The sequence below is a fragment of the Paraburkholderia sprentiae WSM5005 genome, assembly GCF_001865575.2.
Classification (GTDB): Bacteria; Pseudomonadota; Gammaproteobacteria; order Burkholderiales; family Burkholderiaceae; genus Paraburkholderia; species Paraburkholderia sprentiae.
The window spans coordinates 1,349,956-1,363,990 of the sequence record NZ_CP017561.2 but is presented as its reverse complement, the minus strand read 5'-3'; the positions used below and the strand labels follow the sequence as shown (position 1 = coordinate 1,363,990).

The window sequence follows — 14,035 nt, the reverse complement described above, 5'->3', positions numbered from 1 at the left end:
CGGGTGAAAGCCCGCAAGACGCTCGAGTCTGCGCGTCAGGAACTGCGCCGACTTTCACCGTGCGCGCGAAACCAGGCGCGCAGCGAGCCGCTCAGCCAGCGCGCGGTCGATCACTTCGAACGAGCGGCTCGCCCGCTCATAGGCGTACATGTTGCCGCTCGCGATGTCGAACCACCAGCCGCTCAATACCAGCGCCCCCGCGGTGACTTGCTGGCGGACGATCGGATAGGTCATCAGATGCTCAAGCTGCACAAGGACATTGAGTTGCGACAATTGGTCGTGCGGCTTCAGCTTGTCGTTGAGTGGACCTTCATATTCGAGGCGAAACGCAGCGCTACTGGCATGGCACAGCCATTTATCGAGGTTCGGCGCTTTCAGTTTTGGGTTGCGTGCATATAGGGCTTTCATCGCGCCGCATTCGGAATGCCCACACACAACAATATTGGCGACTTTCAGGAACAACACGGCGTACTCGATCGCGCTTGCTTCGGAGAGGTCGCCGGTCGAGTCTCCTTCGGGCGTCGCCGGCGGTATCAGATTACCGACATTGCGCATCGTGAAAAGATCGCCCGGATGAGTCGATGCGAGCAGGTCCGGCACAACCCGGCTGTCCGAGCAGGTGACGAAGAGTGTGTCAGCGGTCTGGGCAAGCGCAATCTTACTGAACTGCTCTGCATATTGGGGCAGCATTTTCTCGCGGAATTCAACAATGCCCATGATGAGTTTGCGCATGGCGCACCTCCGAAACAGAAAGAAATAGTCGTGTATTGTCGATGCCCGACGTTCTCCCGGCTCTCATACGGCCGGGACACAGGCGAGTCCCGTCCCGCGCAAGCAGATGCCTCGACGGACCGTGCGGTATCTCTTTCGCCTTGCTACGACCGGCGGCACGTGACTATTCCAATTGCGGCTAAGCCGACCTCCGCAGGCTGCTTACGCGCGCAGGCACATCATTGACGCCTACGGTACGCCGTCATCGATGTAGCTGTCTCGCGGCGGATAGACGCCAGCCAGGCGGGCGATGAGTATCGCGACGAATAAAACCCCTGTTATCTGCTCGAGCATGCACAGGCCACGCGCCTGGCGCGTGAGCGGCGTCACGTCACCGAAGCCCGTGCTGGTGAGTACGGTTATGCTCAGGTAAAGGGCATCGGCATAGACGAGTCGTCCCGGTTGCCCGACGATCATGTACGACTGCGGGTAGAAGAATCCAACGATCGGGTAAAGGTACGCCCAGAGCACACCGATCAGCAGAAATGCAGCCGCAGCGCCAAAGAGCTTGTCCTGCGTCATGATCTTCGGCTGGAAGACGTAGCGAAGCAGAAACGCGGTGGTCATGAAATAAAGTGCGGCGCTGAAGATCCACGACCACGTCAGATCGATATCGCTGTCGTGCCAGAGACCGAGATACTGGAACCACACTGCGGAAATGGCGAGTGCCAGACCGATGACGAACGACCGTGTCGTGCGCCCGACAGCTGCGACCGTCGCAATCAGGAGCAACATGTTGACACTGCTTAGAACCAGGCGGCCGTGGTCGGTCGCAGGGACAAACGACACCGCGCCGATGAGAACGAGCAGCACGGCAAACAGCCAGAAGCAGCGCTGAAAAAAAACATGCGGCAGGGCGTCGCGTGTGGCACCGATACCCATATTGACCTCTCGCCCGGTTCGTAGGGTATGCCAACTATCCGACCTTCACCTCGTTCTGCAAAGGCAGATTCTTCTCGAACGCCGAGACGCTCTCGAGCGTGGTTTCGCAGATGGTCGTCAATGCCTCATGCGTCAGATAGGCCTGATGCCCGGTGACGATGACGTTTGGAAACGAGACGAGGCGCTGAAAGACGTCATCGGTGATGATCTCGCTGGAGAGATCGCGAAAGAAGAGACTCCCCTCCTGTTCGTACACGTCGATTCCGAGTCCGCCAAGCTGCCCGGTCTTCAACGCGTCGATGGCGGCTTCGGTGTCGATCAGCCCGCCGCGGCTCGTGTTGATCAGTATCGCGCCTGGTTTCGCGCGTTTGAGCGTTTGTGCATTGACGACGTGGTGTGTCGCGGGCGTGAGCGGACAATGCAGCGAAATGATGTCGGCTTTCTCCCCGATCTCGCCAGGCTTCGCATAGCTCAGACCGAGCGCCTCGAATGCCGCCGAGGGTTGCGGGTCGAAACCAATCACCCTGCAGCCGAAGCCGAGCATGATCTTCGCGAACACGCAGCCGATCTTGCCCGTTCCAACCACCGCGACCGTCTTGCCGAAAAGGTCGAAGCCGGTCAGTCCGTCGAGCGAAAAGTTAGAGTCGCGGGTGCGATTGTAGGCACGGTGCACTTTGCGATTGACCGCGAGCAATAGCGCTACCGCGTGCTCCGCCACGGAGTTCGGCGAATACGTCACGACGCGCACGACCTTCATGCCGAGCCTGGCCGCCGCTTCGAGATCCACGTTGTTAAAGCCCGTGCAGCGCAACGCGAGCAGGCACGTGCCACCCTCGTGCAACGCGCTCAGTACTGGCGCATCCGCCTTGTCATTGACGAAGATGCAGACTGCGTCGAAGCCGGCGGCCAGACCGACGGTGTCCATATCCAGCAAAACATCGAAATAGTGCAGCTCGTGCTCGCCACCTGTATTGGCCTTGTCGAGATACCGGCGTTCATAGCGCGTCGAGCTGAAGATCGCCACTTTCATGATGGGCTCCTGTATCCGGATTGGACTTCCGTTCGCCTGCGGCGCAAGTGCGTGCCGGTCCATGCCGGCACGTTCAGCCCGCCGCAATCGCTATCGCGATCTGCACGAACAGCACCTTGACGATCGTCATCGACGGAAAAATCATCGCGTACATGATGTCGGGCTGGTCCGTCGGCGCGACGCGGTTGGCGAAGGCGAGAATCGCCGGGTTGCCGGTCGCGCCGCAGATCACGCCGACCGACGCATCGAACGACAGCCTGAAGATCCACAGGCAACATATCGCCGTCACGCCGACCAGCACCAGCAGCGTGATCGCGCCATAAAGCAGCAGCAGCGGCCCGGCGGTGCCCACGGTCGCGACGAACTTGGGTCCGCAAGCGATGCCCACCTGCGCGAGGAAAATCGTGAGCCCAAGATTGCGCAGCACGAGATTCGCCGAAAGCGGCATCACCCAGACGAACGGCCCGCTGCGGCGCGCCTTACCGAGGCACAGCGCGACCAGCAGCAACGCCGCGAGACCCAGGCTGAACGCGCCGAGACCAGGAAAGCGCAGCGGGATCGCGCCGACCAGCAGCCCTGCGGCCGCGCCAATGCCCAGACAGATGAAGCTGAGGTCGGCGGTGCTTTTGATCGAATCGCCGAAGAACGCGCGTACGCTCGCCTGATGCGCGCGATTGACGAGCAGGCCGACCCGGTCGCCCGCTTCGAGAATGAGCTCAGGCGTGGACAGCAGATCGGTGTCGCCGCGCCGCACGTGCGCGATCGCGCAGTTCACGCCCTCCGGGTAGCGCAAACTGCCGAGCGACATCCCGACGACCGACGGATTCGATGCGAACACGCGCATGTAGTCGAGGTCTTCCCGATGGCTGGAGATACGCCCGGGCTGCAACTCGCCGCAAAGCGCCGTTGCTTCGTCGAGCAGGCGCAGGTCCGTCGCGGTGACGAGCAGGACGTCGTCACTACGCAGCAAGAATTCGTCGGTGACGAGCTGGTTGCGATGCGCGCGTCGCACCGCCGCGATCGCCACGCCGGCAGGCAGGCGTGTCAACAGCTCCGACACCCTGAGACCGACGAAGCTGTCGTTGCGTAGCGCGATTTCCGCAGTCTCCAGCAACTTCGCAGGCGGCTTGCGTATGTTTACCTTGAGGGCCAGCTTCAGCGCATAGATAAAGAGAATCGGCCCTGCCACGCCGAATGGGTAGGCAACGCTATAGCCCACGGCGGCATCGCTGCTCTTCATCGACGCGATGGCAACCTGCAGGCTCGCCGTGCTCGTGCCGCTGCCCGCGAAGATCCCCAAGGCATCGGCAAGCGATACGCCGAAACGGATAAAACCGCACGCGACGAGACCCGAAACGATCACACCGAGGCTCGCGGCTGCATTGGCCTTCATGCCCTCGCGGCTCGTGAGCCCACGGAAGAACTGCGCACCATACTGAATGCCGATGCCATAAAGAAACATCAACAGACCGAGCGTGCCCAGCAATGCCGGCGGCGTCGATTTCGGAGCGAACGCGCCGAGCGCCAGACCCACGAATAGCACGGCCCCGGAGCCAAGAGCCACGCCCTTCACATTGATCTCGCCGATCAGGTAGCCCACCGCAATGGTCAAGAAGAGCGCGAATAGCGGCTGACTTTCAATAAACGTTCTGACTGCATCCATGCCGCCCCCTAATGATCGACAAAGCAACAGAGCAGTACATCAATATTAAAGTCGCTTTGCTGCGCACCGTCCAGCGCGATTGCGACCGTTCATCGCGATTCGAACACGACGACGCTGCGCGCTTCGACACGGCAGTTATCGCATTCGCCGCGGGCGTTCTCAACAGCCACGACAATGTCCGATGGCGGTTGCCCAGCCGTATCGACGATGCGCCGCCAGTTCGCGTCGTCGAGGGTGGGAAGCTCTGCATCGCGCGCCTCCGGGTTCATGTTGAGAATCACGTGCAACATGGGCTCGCCAGGCGCAAGCCCGGCAAGCGTGAACGCGACCAGGCGAGCGTTTGGGTCGTCCCATGCGGGAGATCCGAGTCGCTCGCCATGCCAGGCGACGTCGGGATGCGTCCGCCCCTGCGCCGTAGCGCCCGTCAGGAACCGGCGGCGGCGCAGACTGGGGTGACGCTTGCGAAGCGCAATCATCCCGCGCACGAAACGCAGCATGTCGAGCGCGTCAGCGGAAAAACGCCAGTCCATCCATGACAGCGCGTTGTCCTGGCAGTACGCGTTGTTGTTGCCGCGCTGACTTCGCAGGCTTTCATCGCCGGCGAGCAGCATCGGCACACCCTGGCTCAGCAGCAGGATCGCGATGAAGTTGCGTGCCTGCCGCGCACGCAGGCGTGCGATCGACGCATCGTCCGTGTCGCCTTCGGTGCCGCAGTTCCACGACAGGTTGTCGTTGCTGCCGTCGCGGTTGTCGTCGCCATTTGCGTCGTTGCGTTTCGCGTCGTAGCTGACGAGATCGCGCAACGTAAAGCCGTCGTGGCAGGTCACAAAGTTGATGCTGTTCACGGGCAGTCTGCCGTCCGCCTCATAAAGGTCCGCGCTACCCGCGAGGCCCGTGCACATCTGGCCGATCATTCCGGGGTCGCCGCGCACGAAGCGCCGGATCACATCCCGATAGCGGCCATTCCATTCGGCCCACGCCATGCCCGGGAACGCACCGACGTGATACAGGCCCGCCGCGTCCCACGCCTCCGCGATCAGCGGCACCCGCGCCAGCACCGGCGACGCTTCCATCGCCCAAGGCAGCGGCGGCGTGCCCAGCAACGCGCCGCCTTCGCCGCGCGTGAAGACGCTCGCGAGATCGAAGCGAAAGCCGTCCACGCCGAGTTCCCGCACCCAGTACTCGAGGCAGTGCAGGATGAACGCCGACACCAGCGGATGATTGCAGTTGACCGTGTTGCCGCAGCCCGTGTAGTCGAGATAGCGTCCGCCATTGGCTGGATCGACGTGATAGAAGACTTCGTTGGCAAGCACCTTGAAATTAATGACCGGACCGCTCAGGCCCGCTTCCGCGGTGTGATTGAACACCACGTCGAGCAGCACGCGGATACCGGCCACGTGCATCGCGTCGATCAACGCACGAAATTCCTGCGGCGCGCGTTCCGGCTCGACGCAGTAGCGCGGATGCGGACTGTAGAAGCTATGCGTGCTGTAGCCCCAGTAATTGACGAACCCATTGGCGGCCGCCGATGCAGGCACGTCCTGCTCATCGAAGGCCATCACCGGCAGCAGCTCGATGTGCGTGATGCCCAACTCCTTCAGATAAGGAATCTTCTCGATCAGCGCCGCGAACGTGCCGGGATCCCGAACGCCGCTCGATGGATCGCGCGTGAAACCGCCCACATGCAGTTCGTAGATGATCGCGTCGTCGAGCGTGCGCTCGGCCACGTCTTCGCGTTCGGGCAGCGGTTCGGTGACGATGGCTCGAAAGGACGCATGCCCCGGTTCGCGCCCACCGGCAGCGGCCTGGCGATGCCAGTGGCGGTCGCTGACCGCGCGCGCGGCGGGATCGAGCAACTCATAACGACTGCCGGCTTCGTCGTCGACCTGCGGCACGCCATGATGGCCGTAGGCGCGCCACGTATACCAGCACGGCACCGGAAGGGCTTCGACCAGCACATGCCAGAAATAGAAGGTGCGGTTTCTTTCGGGCGTGAGTGCGATGATCTGAAACGGCTCGATGCTCTCTGTCGAAGCGTAAAGCAGCAGATCGAGGTGAGTCGCATGCCGACAAAAAATGCAGAAGTTGACGCCGTCCGGCACGACCGACGCACCGGGCGGAAATCGCGAGCCGGGGCATGCCCGATAACTGCGCGTGCTTTCGACGTTAGGGCTGAGCACGGCCTATCCTCACTGCTCGCGCGTTCCAGATGCGCTCGCAGTACTCGCCGATGGCACGATCCGACGAGAACTTGCCGGAGCGCGCCGTGTTGATGATCGACATGCGCGTCCACCGCCGCGCATCGCGCCACGCGTCGCTCACGCGATCCTGACACGCGACGTAGTCCGCGAAATCGGCCAGCACGAGGAACGGGTCCGAGCGCAACAGATTGTCGACGAGCGGCCTGAATACAGCTGGATCGCCGCGCGAGAAACGGCCTTGCGCAATCTGCGCGAGTGCTTCGCGCAAGTCCTCGTTGGAGTCCACATAGTCGGACGGGCGATAGCCGTTGCGTTTCAACTCTTCGACCTGCTGCGCGCTCAAGCCGAACAGGAAGAAGTTGTCGGCGCCCGCTTCTTCGCGGATCTCCACATTGGCGCCGTCGAGCGTGCCGATCGTCAGCGCGCCGTTCATCATGAACTTCATGTTGCCCGTGCCCGATGCTTCCTTGCCCGCAGTCGAAATCTGCTCGGACAGGTCCGCGGCGGGATAGACCCAGTGCCCGCTCTTCACGTTGAAGTCCGGATAGAACACCACCTTCAGCCGGCCGTCGATGACCGGGTCATGGTTGACGACTTCAGCGATGCCGGTGATCAGTCGAATCATCAGCTTGGCCATCGCGTAGCCAGGCGCGGCCTTGCCGCCGAAGATAAAACAGCGCGGCGCAATGTCGAGCGCGGGATTGCGGCATAGCCGGTGATAGAGGCTAATGATGTAGAGCGCGTTCAGATGCTGCCGCTTGTACTCGTGGATGCGCTTGACCTGAATGTCGAACAGCGCGTCCGGATCGACGTCGATGCCGGTTGCGCTCGCGATCCGTGCCGCGAGCGCGGCCTTGTTGTCGCGCCTGCTCGCGCGCCACGCTTCGTGAAAGCCGGCATCGTCGGCGTGTGCGGCGAGCTTGTCGAGCCGCGTGAGATCGGTGCGCCAGTCGGCGCCGATCGTTTGATCGATAAGGCCCGCGAGGCGTGGGTTGCTCAACATCAGGAAGCGGCGAGGCGTCACGCCGTTCGTCACGTTGAGAAAGCGCTGCGGATACATCTCGGCGAAATCGTGCATCACGGTCTGGCGCAGCAGATCCGAATGCAACGCGGCCACACCGTTGACCGCATGACTGCCCACCGTCGCGAGATGCGCCATGCGCACTTTCTTGTCGCCGCGTTCGTCGATCAGCGACATGCGTGCGACGAGCGCGTCGTCGCCCGGAAACTCGCGCCGCACGTCGTCGAGAAAACGGCGGTTGATTTCGTAGATGATTTCCAGCGGGCGCGGCAGCAGGCTCTGGAAGAGCGGCAGGCTCCACGTTTCCAGCGCCTCGGGCAACAGCGTGTGATTGGTGTACGCGAAAGTGCGCTGCGTGATCTGCCATGCGGTATCCCACGCAAGTCCGTGCACGTCCAGCAGCAGACGCATCAGCTCGGCCACCGCGATCGACGGATGCGTATCGTTGAGTTGCACGGCAAACAGGTCCTCGAAATGCTCGAGCGACGTGCCCTTTCGTACCATCAGCCGCAGCATGTCCTGCAGCGAACACGAAACGAAAAAGTACTGCTGTGCGAGCCGCAGGCGCTTGCCCGCTTCGGGTTCGTCGTTCGGATAGAGCACCTTCGACAAGGTTTCCGACACGACTTTTTCCTGCACCGCCTCGTAGTATTGGCCGGCGTTGAAGTCCTGAAAGTCGAACGATTCGACCGCTTCGCTCTTCCAGAGCCGCAGCATGTTGCAGGTATCGACGCGATAGCCCTGCACCGGCAGATCGCACGCGACGCCCTTCACTTGCCGCGCCGGAATCCAGCTCACGCGCAGGCGTCCCTGGTCGTCGATCTGGTGTTGCGTGTGTCCGCCAAAGCCGACGTAATGGCTCACGTCCGGCCGCACGATTTCCCAAGGATTGCCGTTCTGCAACCACTTGTCGGTCACCTCGACCTGCCAGCCGTCGCGAATTTGCTGGTCGAAGATGCCGAACTCGTAGTGGATGCCGTACCCGATCGCCGGAATTTCGAGCGTCGACAGCGAGTCCATATAGCAGGCGGCCAGGCGTCCGAGTCCGCCATTGCCAAGCCCGGGTTCTTCCTCGATTGCAAGGAGCGCGTCGAGATCCTGGCCGAGCGCGTGCATCGCTTCACGCGCTTCGTCCTGCATGGCGAGATTGAGCAGGTTATTGCCGAGTTGCGGGCCGATCAGGAACTCCGCGGAAAGGTAGCAGGCGACCTTGACGTCCTTCTCCGCATAGACTTTCGTCGACGCGGACCAGCGCGCGAGCATCCGATCGCGCACGCTGTAGGCAAGCGCCATGTACCAGTTTTGCGGGCTCGCAATGTCTGGATAGCGCCCCACGCGGCAAATCAGATTCCTCACCACGTCGTGCTGAAACGCGTAGCCGCTCACATCCTGCGACGCGGCTTGTGCGTTCGACGCGGCCTCTGCTGTGGAAATATCGTTCATGATCGCTGCCCTCGCCTGTCATGCCGGGGTTGGATGGATTGCCGGTGTCCAGCGCAGCGCATTCGCGAGATCCTCCGCGCCGACCACCACCGGGTCGAAACGGATCAGCGGTGTGCCGAGCGCGACCGTGTCGCCTTCGTTGACCAGCGGCATAAAGCCCTCGCCGCGCAGTAGCACGGCGTCGAGTCCGATGTGGAGCAGGACTTCTAGCCCGCTTTCGCCGATGATCGCCACCGCGTGGCTGGACTGATGCAGCTGCGTGACCTTGCCGGCAAGCGGCGAGAGCAACTCGTCCGAAGTCGGATCGATCGACACGCCGTCGCCCATCTTCTGCGCGAAGACCGGATCGGGCACGCTATCGAGCGGCCCCATGACGCCTGAAAGTGGCGCGATCAGCGCGATACGCAGAGGATGCTCAGGAGCTTTCATTGCGACGACCCCTCATGCTTTCGACGCTCGCCTGAATGCAGTCGATCCGAGCCGTGCGAGCGAGCGATGCACGGCGCCCACTACGAACCGGTCAGTACGGCCACACCCATTCGGAAATCTCCGGGCTATCGGTGCCGTGCTCGTGCGCGTAGTTCAGGTTGAGAATGATTGCGTTCCTCATGTCCTCGCGCAGATGCGCGGTTCTGCCCTGCAAGCGCGGCACGCGGTCGAGCACGTCGAGCACCAGATTGAAGCGGTCCACCTTGTTGAGGATCGCCAGTTCGAGCGGTGTATTGATGTTGCCTTTCTCGGTGTAGCCGCGAACGTGCAGATTCTCGTGATTGCGAAAGCGATACGCCAGCTTGTGGATCAGCCACGGGTAGCCGTGGAAATTGAAGATCACGGGCTTGTCGACGGTAAACAGACTGTCGAACTCGCGCTCGGTCGAGCCGTGCGGATGCTCGGTCACCGGCTGCATCTTGAACAGATCGACCACGTTCACGAAGCGCAGCTTCAGCTCGGGCAGACGCTCGCGCAAGATAGCCGTGGCCGCGAGTGCTTCCTGCGTGGCGACGTCGCCGCATGAAGCCATCACCGCATCGGCTTCCATGTCTTCGTCATTGCTCGCACGCCGCCATACGCCCATGCCCTTTGCGCAATGCACGACCGCTTCGTCGATGGTGGTGAATTGCAGATGCTTCTGCTTGTCGGCGACGATCACATTGATGCAGTCGGTCGAGCGCAGGCATCGATCCGCGACGACGAGCAGCGTGTTGGCGTCCGGCGGTAAATAGACGCGCGTGACCGACGGGCTCTTGTTGGTCACGAGGTCGATGAAACCGGGGTCCTGATGCGAGAAGCCGTTATGATCCTGACGCCATACCGTCGACGAAAGCAGGATGTTCTCCGAGGCCACCGAAGCGCGCCACGGCACATGGTTCTTGCACACGTCCAGCCACTTCGCGTGCTGGTTGAACATCGAGTCCACCACGTGGGCGAACGCTTCGTAAGTGTGAAAGAAGCCATGACGGCCGGACAGCAGATAGCCTTCGAGCCAACCCATCAGCGTGTGTTCGGAGAGCATCTCCATCACGCGGCCGTCGCGTGCGAGTTCGCCGCCGTCGTCGTCCTCCGGCAGCATGTCGGCCATCCATACTTTCCTGCTCACCTCGTAGATGGCCTGCAAACGATTGGACGCGGTCTCGTCGGGGCCGAAGACGCGAAACGTGTTCATATTGCAACGCATCGTGTCGCGCAGGAACTGGCCGAGCGGCTGGGTATTCTCGCGCAGCACCTTGCCGGCATGGGCGACCTCGACCGCGTAGTCGCGGAAGTCCGGCAGCTTCAACTCGCGGCGCAGCACGCCGCCGTTCGCATGCGGATTGGCGCTCATGCGGCGTGGCCCTTGCGGCGCAAGCTCGCGCAGCTCAGCGATCAACTGGCCGTTGTCGTCGAACAACTCGTCGGCCTTGTAGCTGCGCAGCCAGCTTTCCAGCAGTTCGAGATTCGCGGGGTTGCCGCGCACATCGGAAAACGGCACCTGGTGCGAACGCCACGAACCCTCGACCTTGTGGCCTTTGATCTCCTTGGGTCCGGTCCAGCCCTTCGGCGTACGCAGCACGATCATCGGCCAGCGTGGACGCTCGGGGTTACCGTTGGCACGCGTCCTTTCGTGAATCGCGCGGATTTCGCTGATGACCGTGTCGAGCGTGCCGGCCATCTTCTGATGCATCTCCGACGGCTCCGATCCCTCGACAAAATACGGCGTATAGCCATAGCCCTCGAATAGCGCCTTCAGTTCCTGATGGCTGATGCGCGAGAGGATCGTCGGATTGGCGATCTTGTAGCCGTTCAGGTTCAGGATCGGCAGGACGGTGCCATCGCGCACCGGATTGATGAACTTGTTCGAATGCCACGCGGTGGCGAGTGGGCCGGTCTCGGCCTCGCCATCGCCGACCACGCAGGCGACGATCAGATCGGGGTTATCGAGCGCCGCGCCGTAAGCATGTGAAAGGCTGTAGCCGAGTTCACCACCTTCGTGAATCGAGCCGGGCGTCTCGGGCGTCACATGTGAGCCAATATGCCCCGGAAACGAGAACTGCTTGAAGAACTTCTGCATGCCTTCGGCGTCCTCGCTCTTGTCCGGGTACACCTCCGAGTAGGTGCCTTCCAGATAAGCGGGGCCCAGTACGCCCGACGCACCGTGTCCGGGGCCGGCCATGAAGATCACGTCGAGATCATCGCGCTTGATCACGCGATTCAGGTGAGCCCAGACGAACGACAGCGCGGGGCTTGCGCCCCAATGTCCGAGCAGACGGTGCTTAACGTGTGCGACGTTCAGAGGTTCACGCAAAAGCGGATTGTCTCTGAGATAAATCATTCCAACCGAAAGATAATTGCAGGCGCGCCACCAGGCGTCGATGCGCCCGAGTTCCTCGCCTGAAAGCGTGGCGTGATGCGAAGCATCCGATGCGCGATCGTTGTTCATGCTGGCGCCTCCTGTCCTTGTAGCCTCGACCACAAGTGAACGGTGTCGACCCCGTTGACGGCGACATGGATGGACGCCCGAGGCGGTGTACCGGTTGCCAGCTTAGCGCGTGCAAGCGTCAAACGACATGAGACTTTGGTCCTAGGGCGTCTCGTCTCGACGCTTTAATCGGACGTTGAAGGCGCTACTTCGGTAGCGAGCCATCGACGCCCTCTACGAACCAGTTGAGCCGCAGCAGTTCGGCGTCGGAGAGCGACTTGCCCAGGGCGACCTTGATTGCACCGCTCTGATCCTTGATCGGCCCGGCGAACGGATCGAACCTGCCGGCTATGATGTCGTCGCGTTTTTGCGCCAGCGCCTTTTGCGCGCCCGGCGAGACGGCGTCCCGGTTGATGCTGGCAAGGTCGATGGCTTTCTCCTTGAGGCCCCACCACGTCGGCGCGTTGGTCCATCTGCCCGCCTGCACCTGTTCGATCAGATGCGAGTAGTAGACGCCCCAGTTGCTCACACATGCGCCGAGTTGCGCATTCGGGCCGAACTTCTTCATGTCGGAGTCCCAGCCGAACGCATGCACCTTCTTTTGCTCGGCCGTCTGCATCGTCGCCGTCGAATCGGTGTTCTGAATCAGCACGTCGGCGCCCTGCCCGATCAACGTTTCAGCCGCCTGCTTCTCCTTGCCGGGATCGAACCAGCTGTTGATCCATACCACCTTCACCTTCGCATTCGGATTGACCGAGCGAGCACCCATCGTAAATGCGTCGATGTTGCGCACCACTTCAGGAACAGGAACGGATCCTACGAAGCCCAGCGTGCCCGTCTTGGTCGTATAGCCGCCGACGAGCCCCGCCAGATACGCGCTCTGATACGTGCGCACGTCATACGTCGCGAAGTTTGCGGCTTTCTTGTAGCCGGTCGCATGCTCGAACACAACGTCGGGATAATCCTTCGCCGTCTTCAGTTCGAAGTCCTGGAAGCCAAAGCTCGAACCAACGATGATCTTGTTGCCTTTGCTCGCCAGGTCGCGGAACACGCGCTCCGAGTCGGCCGATTCGGGCACGTTCTCGACGCGAGTGACCTTGATCTTGTCGCCGAACTGCGCTTCGATCGCCTTGACGCCTTGCTCGTGCGCGTAGGTCCAGCCTGCATCGCCGGGGTTGCCGAGATAGACGAACGCGACACCCATCGGCTGGGCGGCCATGACGGCGGTGTTCAACGCCGCAGAGGCGCCCAGTACGGCTAGCAGCGTGGCGGGGTAAGACAGCGAGCGGACGGCGGCGCGAACCATTTTTATTGTCATGAAATCTCCGGGGACGGGAAAACGGATAACGCGGCCGGCCCACCAGCGGAGGGCCTTGGCGCGTCATGTCAGCGGAAATGGTGCGGAGCCAATATCCCGGCCGAAAACAAACTCCGTTATGGGCGGTATAACGGTTTCGATATGAAGCGTGGGCGCGGCCCTTTGCAGACTCGACTGCCGGACCGCGCGGTAGGCGTCCGGGCGCCTAGTGCGAACGAGGCGGCACCACTGCTTTGCCGTCGGTGTCGAGAATCTGCACGGCCTGATCCACGCCTCGAACTGCCGGGGCGGGATCGCCCGTCAGAATCGACGAAGCGACGCCTGACGCGGTGTCCTCGAAGGCGCCATTCAACGCCATGAAATTGCTATTCACTCGGGTTTCTGCAACGTTGACAGCGTTGACCACGGCGTCCAGTACGATCGCATTGAAATGCCGCCAATAGGCCACCGCCTTCGCCGTGCCCGCGAGCGCGTAGCTCGTCTGCAAGCGCCATGCGCCGAACGGTGAGCATTCGTCGGTGGCTTCCAGCGCGATCGCACGCTGCTCGTCGATTGTCGTGTGTATCGCCCGGCTGTTGAGTTCCGCGATGCGCTCGGCGGTGCCGACGCAGAGCTCCGCCAGATCGTTCATTCCGGCAGCAGTCGATGCCGCACGTTGGGACGCTCTGCTATGAAGGTCGTTGGGCAATGCAATGGCATGTTCAGTCATCTTCGACTCCTCGAGGGTTGAGCCGTGGATCTTTCCACGTCGGTTGGCCAAGGGTGCACGGACTTCCTGCTGCATTGCCGCAAGCACCGTTCCCGCCGATT

Annotated in this window: 9 protein-coding genes and 1 pseudogene; all 10 read right to left on the bottom strand. The window is 62.0% G+C overall.

The genetic code is table 11. The features are described 5' to 3' along the window. Positions 1 to 54: 54 nt before the first annotated feature. The 10 genes and pseudogenes from BJG93_RS06220 to phaP all read right to left on the bottom strand — a co-directional run bounded on the left by BJG93_RS06220 (position 55) and on the right by phaP (position 14,009). A complete protein-coding gene (locus BJG93_RS06220) occupies positions 55 to 732 on the bottom strand; it encodes a carbonic anhydrase (protein ID WP_027197460.1) in 678 nt (225 codons plus the stop codon). A gap of 228 nt (positions 733 to 960) precedes the next feature. Beyond that, positions 961 to 1,653, bottom strand: a complete 693-nt coding sequence (locus tag BJG93_RS06215; protein WP_027197459.1) for a potassium channel family protein — start codon at positions 1,651 to 1,653, stop codon at positions 961 to 963. Between the two features lie 34 nt (positions 1,654 to 1,687). Then, a complete protein-coding gene (locus BJG93_RS06210; protein ID WP_027197458.1) occupies positions 1,688 to 2,683 on the bottom strand; it encodes a 2-hydroxyacid dehydrogenase in 996 nt (331 codons plus the stop codon). Between the two features lie 73 nt (positions 2,684 to 2,756). After that, the gene (locus BJG93_RS06205) at positions 2,757 to 4,346 is read right to left on the bottom strand and encodes an aspartate:alanine exchanger family transporter (RefSeq protein WP_027197457.1); all 1,590 of its coding nucleotides are present in this window, start codon (positions 4,344 to 4,346) and stop codon (positions 2,757 to 2,759) included. Positions 4,347 to 4,435: 89 nt separating this feature from the next. Next, the gene (locus tag BJG93_RS06200) at positions 4,436 to 6,526 is read right to left on the bottom strand and encodes a glycogen debranching protein (RefSeq protein ID WP_027197456.1); all 2,091 of its coding nucleotides are present in this window, start codon (positions 6,524 to 6,526) and stop codon (positions 4,436 to 4,438) included. Next, positions 6,513 to 9,011 (bottom strand): glycogen/starch/alpha-glucan phosphorylase, encoded by a 2,499-nt coding sequence (locus BJG93_RS06195; protein ID WP_027197455.1) that lies wholly within the window; start codon positions 9,009 to 9,011, stop codon positions 6,513 to 6,515. The genes BJG93_RS06200 and BJG93_RS06195 overlap by 14 nt, the downstream gene beginning before the upstream one ends. A gap of 72 nt (positions 9,012 to 9,083) precedes the next feature. Continuing rightward, a pseudogene (locus BJG93_RS06190) lies at positions 9,084 to 9,440 on the bottom strand (PTS sugar transporter subunit IIA); the annotation flags it as partial. Between the two features lie 91 nt (positions 9,441 to 9,531). Then, positions 9,532 to 11,928: a phosphoketolase family protein gene (locus BJG93_RS06185; RefSeq protein ID WP_027197453.1), complete on the bottom strand. Its 2,397-nt coding sequence runs from the start codon at positions 11,926 to 11,928 to the stop codon at positions 9,532 to 9,534. A gap of 184 nt (positions 11,929 to 12,112) precedes the next feature. Next, positions 12,113 to 13,225 carry a BMP family ABC transporter substrate-binding protein gene (locus tag BJG93_RS06180; RefSeq protein ID WP_154671817.1) on the bottom strand — a complete coding sequence of 371 codons (1,113 nt, stop codon included), beginning with the start codon at positions 13,223 to 13,225 and terminating at the stop codon, positions 12,113 to 12,115. A gap of 205 nt (positions 13,226 to 13,430) precedes the next feature. Then, complete coding sequence (gene phaP / locus BJG93_RS06175; RefSeq protein WP_154671816.1) at positions 13,431 to 14,009, bottom strand: TIGR01841 family phasin; 579 nt, start codon at positions 14,007 to 14,009, stop codon at positions 13,431 to 13,433. Positions 14,010 to 14,035: the final 26 nt, after the last annotated feature.